This window comes from Christensenella sp., assembly GCF_034927525.1.
Lineage (GTDB): Bacteria > Bacillota > Clostridia > Christensenellales > Christensenellaceae > Christensenella.
Genome location: NZ_JAYFPU010000194.1, coordinates 1 through 2,532, shown reverse-complemented (window position 1 = coordinate 2,532; position 2,532 = coordinate 1). Strand labels below are relative to the sequence as shown.

Sequence of the window (2,532 nt, the reverse complement as noted above, 5' to 3'; positions counted from 1 at the left end):
GGCTCGTCAAGCACCAATATCTCCGTTTTGCGCGAAAGCGATTTGCATATCTCCACCACCTGCTGGCACGCCACGCTAAGCTCTCCCGCCGGTTGCTTTTCACTGATATTGGAAAAACCCAAACGATCCAAAAGCTTTCTTGCGTTTTTGTTGAGCGCAGGCCAGTTGATGAATTTTTTGCCCAGACCCAAATGATCGATAAAAATATTTTCCGCTACCGTCAAATCCTTTGCCAAAGCAAATTCCTGATAAATGACAGATATCTTATGCTCTTTTGCCTGCTTGGGATCCTGTATGCTGACCGGTTGTCCATGCAGCTTGATCGTTCCTTCGTCCTTTGTATAGACGCCGGAAAGTATTTTGATCAGCGTCGACTTGCCCGCGCCGTTTTCGCCCATCAGCGCGTGTATCTCGCCGGGCCTTAAGTCAAAGTGCACGTCCTGCAACGCGTTCACGCCGCCGAAACTGATCGATATATTTTCCATTTCTACCAGCAATTCACTGTTCTGCATCTTTCCACCTCTTCTCCGACTTAATCAATATCTGTGTGGTTCATATTTTCCTGTGCGCCATACTGTACGTCGTATAACCGCCGGAAAGATCGATCGCTTCAAAGCCATGTCCCGTCAATATCCTGCAGGCCACGTACGCCCGCAGCCCGATGGCACAGCACACTACGATCGTTTTATTTTTGTCGAGTTCCGATATCCTGCTCCTCAGCTGACCGAGCGGGATATGGATCGCCCCGTCGATCATGCCGCGCGCCACTTCGCCGTCCTCGCGCACATCCAGCACCGCGTACTTTTGTGGATCGAGCCCGTCCAACTGATCCCACGAAATAAACCGGCACTGACCGCTTAAGTTGTTCTCCGCCATAAAACCGATCATGTTAACAGGGTCTTTTGCGGATGAATACGGCGGCGCATAACATAGCTGCAGCCTGCCCAGATCATGAACCGTACCGCCAAAATACATCGTCGTCGCGATCACGTCCATGCGCTTATCCACGCCCTCTTTTCCGACCGCGCTCGCCCCAAGGATTTTGCCATCCGGCGCATAGAATACTTTAAGCGCCATTTGCGTCGATCCCGGATAATATGTCGCGTGCGACCATGCGTGTGTTTTGGCGACAAAATATTCACGGCCTTCGCTCCATCCCAATTCCTTTAACTGCCGTTCATTGAGCCCGGTAGAGGCGACAGTCAGCTCAAACACCTTCGCGACCGAGCTTCCCATGCTCCCCCGATAGGCAAGGTTGTCGCCGTGAATGTTGTCTGCGCATATCCTCGCCTGCTTATTGGCCGGGCCCGCGAGAGGGATCATCACCAGCTTTGCCGATACCAGATGCTTCACCTCGATCGCGTCGCCCAGCGCATAAATATTTTCGTCGCTTGTCCTTAAGAATTTGTCTACAATGATTCCGCCTTTTTCCCCGCACGCAAGTCCCGCCTGTTTGGCAAGACCGCTTTGCGGACGTACGCCGACCGCCATAACTACCATGTCTGTTTCTACCTGCTCGCCATTGTCAAGCGTAGCGGTCAATTTGCCCCCTATGCGCGCAAGGCTGTCAAGCCTTCTTCCCAGCTTCAAATGTACGTCGTGCTTTTTGAGCGCCGTATGAACGATCTGTGCCATCTCAAAATCAACGTTCGGCATCACCTGGTCGAGCATTTCCACCAACGTGACGTCTATTCCAAGCCCGCGCAGGTTTTCCACCATCTCAAGGCCGATGAATCCGCCGCCGGCCACCAGCGCCTTTTGCGGTTTGTTCGCAAGCACGTACCCTTTCAGCCTGTCCGTATCGAACATATTCCATAATGTGAACACCGCTTCGTCACTGGCGCCCGGGATATCGGGAATGAAGGGCGTCGATCCAGGGGACAAAACCAGGGTATCGTACGCTTCTTCATAAGTCGTTTGATCGATCAAATTCTTTACCGACACTGTTTTCTTCTGCCGGTCAATGGAGAACACTTCATGCTTCACCCTGATATCGATATCAAAACGTTCCTTCATCCCCTGCACTGTCATAACGAGCAGGTCGTCCCGGTCTTCTATCTCGTTGCCAATATAATATGGCAGGCCGCAATTCGCAAAAGAAATATAATCCCCTTTTTCGAGCAGTATGATCTGCGCATCTTCTTCCAGTCTCCTCATCCTTGCCGCGGTGCCGGCTCCTCCGGCTACGCCGCCAACGATCACTATCTTTTTCATGCTTTCTCCTTTACGATCCCTACTGCTCCGGGATATTGTCTACATTGCGAGATATTTTTCGATGATCTCAGCCGCTTTTGCCACATATGCGTCGCACGTCGGGTGGAAGGCTCCTGCTTCGCCCGCCTGTTCGCGCTCATTCGGGTCTGAAAGGTTGTAGCCTAAAAGCACGGTGCATTGATCGCTTCCCAGTGTATCCTTGAATTCTGTGACCGCCGCATTGACTAATTCATAGGTGTGCAGCTGTTTGTCCGTTTCCTCGGGCTTTTCCTTTCCATTCCTAAGCGCCAGAATGATCGCGATCGCAGAAGCCGTCCA

Annotated in this window: 3 protein-coding genes; all 3 read right to left on the bottom strand. The window is 52.0% G+C overall.

Annotation, left to right across the window (positions count from 1 at the left end):
- Nucleotides 1–512 (bottom strand): ATP-binding cassette domain-containing protein (locus VB081_RS07975; RefSeq protein ID WP_323400293.1); only part of this gene is annotated, 512 nt, incomplete at its 3' end.
- 40 nt (nt 513–552) lie between these two features.
- Nucleotides 553–2,214 carry an FAD-dependent oxidoreductase gene (locus VB081_RS07970; protein ID WP_323400292.1) on the bottom strand — a complete coding sequence of 554 codons (1,662 nt, stop codon included), beginning with the start codon at nt 2,212–2,214 and terminating at the stop codon, nt 553–555.
- A gap of 39 nt (nt 2,215–2,253) precedes the next feature.
- Nucleotides 2,254–2,532, bottom strand: a 279-nt coding sequence (locus tag VB081_RS07965) for a C-GCAxxG-C-C family protein (RefSeq protein WP_323400291.1), incomplete at its 5' end; no start/stop codon positions are given.

Bases quoted from the DNA above. Each gene is read 5' to 3' on its own strand.
- VB081_RS07970 (WP_323400292.1), bottom strand. From the start codon at position 2,214: ATGAAAAAGATAGTGATCGTTGGCGGCGTAGCCGGAGGAGCCGGCACC.